This is a genomic window from Oscillochloris sp. ZM17-4 (assembly GCF_019599295.1).
GTDB lineage: Bacteria > Chloroflexota > Chloroflexia > Chloroflexales > Chloroflexaceae > Oscillochloris.
In genome coordinates this window covers 1-3,038 of sequence record NZ_JAIEWN010000128.1, presented here as the reverse complement: position 1 = coordinate 3,038, position 3,038 = coordinate 1, and the positions used below count along the sequence as shown (strand labels likewise).

Here is a 3,038-nt window from a genome sequence, read left to right as displayed (position 1 = left end):
ATCTGGAGGCGTCGATCACCGCGATCGAGGCTCAGCGCGCCCAGTTGAATTTCGCCGGCGCGCAGATGGGCGATGTCTCTGTGGGCGATGTGGCTGGGCGCGATGTGATGGGCCAGCAGTTGAACCAGTCTGCGGAAGGCGAGGCGAATGTCGGCGTGATGGCCGGCAATATCCACGGCGACGTGCAGACCGGCGGGGTGCGTAACCAGGGGCTGATCCAGATCTTCCTCCAGGCCGCCGGCATCCCCACGCCCTCCGACGACCAGCGCGAGATCGTGGCCGACTACCTCGACGGCCTGGCACGCCGCTGCGACCAGCTGCGCCTGCGCGGCGTCGTGGACTGGGAGCGCAAGCGCGGCAAGGCTCCTGATTTCACGCTCAGCCAAGTCTACATCACCCTCGCCGCCGATGCCTGGGTGGCGATCCGCGTGAGCCCCGATCAGGAGTCGCTTAACGCGGAGCTGGAGGCCGGCAAGCCTGATGCTGTGCTGCCCCAGGATGCGCGCCGCATTGTGGCTGAGGCCGTCGGCGATGTGCGCCGCGGGCACAGCCAGCGTACGCACCCTGATGGAGAGGAGCAGGCCACCTATCAGCTCCAGCGCCCGCTGCTGCTCACCGAGGCGCTGAGCCAGCGTCACCGGCTGGTGCTGCTCGGCGGGCCGGGCAGCGGCAAGAGCACCTTCCTGCGCCACCTCGCCGTGGCCCTGGCCCGCGCCGGAGATGCGGCCACGGATCTGCCCGGCTGGTCAGCCGGGCCGCTGCTGCCGGTCTACGCCTCGCTGGGCGCGTTCGCCGCCTGGCTCCAGCGCCAGCCCGCATCCGCCTGCGACGCCGGCGCACTCTGGCGCTACCTGCTGGCGATCAGTGAGCATGAGACCCTGGCCGGGCTGGGCGAGGCGCTGCGCAAGGCGTTCCGCCGTGGCCGGCTGCTGCTGCTGCTCGATGGCCTCGATGAGGTGGCCGACCCAGTGCTGCGCGCACAGGTGGCCGCCGCCGTCGCCGCCCTGGCCGACCGCCACGAAGCCTTTGTCGTCGTGACCTGCCGGTCGCGCTCGTTCGACGGCGCGGTCGCCGCGCCGCTGGCCGGCTGGGACGACCCGGTGACGCTTGCGCCGTTCACGCTCGGCCAGATCCGCCACTTCGTGCGCGGCTGGTACGCCGGCAGCGCCCTGCGCGGCGCGTTCACCCCGCAGGAGGCGACGGGCCGCGCCGAGGCGCTGATCGAGCGGATCACTGCACTGCCGACCCTGCGCGACCTGGGAAAAACCCCGCTGCTGCTGACGATCATCACCATCCTGCACTACTACGAGGGCAAGCTGCCCGAGGATCGCGCCGACCTCTACGAGGATATGGTGCAGCTGCTGCTGACCCGCTGGACGCAGCAGCGCCGCGAGGCCGGCGCGCCCCAGAGCCTGCTGGAGCGCCTGGCCATCCCTGGCCTGAAGGAGACCCAGCTGCGGCAGACGCTGGCTGCGCTGGCCTACCGCGCCCACCAGGGCGAGCGCTCCGCCGATGGGCGCGGGCTGCTGGAGCAGAGCGCCGTGCGTGACACCTTCACCCAGCTCTTTCGGGAGTTCGGCCTGGCGCCGGGGCGGGCCTACGAGCAGGCGCTGGTGGTGCTGGACTACCTGGAAGATGAGAGCGGGCTGCTGCTGCATGAGGGCGGCGAGCGCTACGCCTTCCCACACCTGACCTACGAGGAGTATCTGGCGGGAACGCACCTGGTGGCCCAGGACTCGGCGGTGCGCCCGCTGGTCTTCCAGCAGCTGGCCTACGCCCACTGGCGGCGCGACCCGACCCGCTGGCGCGAGGTGATCCTGCTGGCCCTCGGCCACGCGGTGCGTATCCCGCGCCTGGAGACGGTCGCGCTCTGGCTCCAGTTCCTGCTCCTCCCCAACCACGGCGAGCGCCAGCGCGATACCGCCGAGCTGCACCAGGCAGCGGCCTTCGCCGCCGAGGCGCTGGCCGACATCGGCGGCAAGGGACAGTTCGCCGGAGTGAGCACGATCGACCTGCCTGCGCTCTGGGCGCGGCTGGCGAGCCTCCTGGCTGAGGTTGTGGAAGGGCAGACCCTGCCCGCCGCCGAGCGGGTGCGCGCCGGGGTCTCCCTGGGTGAGCTCGGCGACCCGCGCCCCGGCGTGTGCGACCTGCCGCCGCCGATGGTGAAGATCCAAGGCGGCAGTTTTGTCATCGGTGAATCCAATGATGCGATCAACACCGTTGTGATCGAGTCCTTTGAACTGGCCCGCTACCCGGTGACAAACGCGCAGTTCAAGGACTTTATCGACGCTGGCGGGTATGATCCGAGCGCACCCTGGTGGGCGATTGGCGGTGACTGGCTGCGTGAAGAAGGTGTAGCTGCTCCACGCTATTGGGACGATGCCCGCTTTGGAATCGCTCGCCCGAACCACCCGGTGGTGGGGGTGAGCTGGTATGAAGCAACTGCGTTCTGCGGTTGGCTAACAGATCACCACCTGAACGACGGCCACATCTACCGGCTGCCCAGCGAGGCGGAGTGGGAGTATGCAGCGCGGGGCAGCGAGCGCCGCATGTATGCCTGGGGCGACGCTGTGCCAGATGATGAACGGGCAAACTTCAACCAGCAGTACAATGGCACCTCTGCCGTTGGCTGCTTTCCGGCTGGGGCGACGCCGGGAACTGGGCTGCTCGACATGACTGGGAATGTTTGGGAGTGGACGCGCAGCAAGTTTCAGCCCTATCCCTACGACCCAAATGACGGACGGGAAGATTTCGGCAATCTGACGAGAAAAAGCTTTACATATCGCGGTGGCGCCTGGTTCAATCAACCGATCCACCTGCGCGCGGCCAACCGTGACGCCCTCACGCCCGACTTCCACGATCACTTCGTCGGTTTTCGGCTTGCCCGGCACCTCAAAACTGTAAAGCCTTTATGACGTGTTCTGTGTCCTGTATTTCGGCGTCAGTACCGACGTATAGCTGCTCCCGCTTCGGATAGCGCAGTACAGCCCCGTCTGAGCGAGCGTAGCGAGCGAATCGCGATTTTTTCACCACTGAGG

The 3,038-nt window shown here is 68.0% G+C and carries 1 protein-coding gene; it reads left to right on the top strand.

Features of this window, described 5'->3' with window-relative positions; all coding sequences use genetic code 11:
- Positions 1–2,915, top strand: a 2,915-nt coding sequence (locus tag K2Z83_RS28085) for an SUMF1/EgtB/PvdO family nonheme iron enzyme (protein WP_220598482.1), incomplete at its 5' end; no start/stop codon positions are given.
- Positions 2,916–3,038 lie beyond the last annotated feature (123 nt).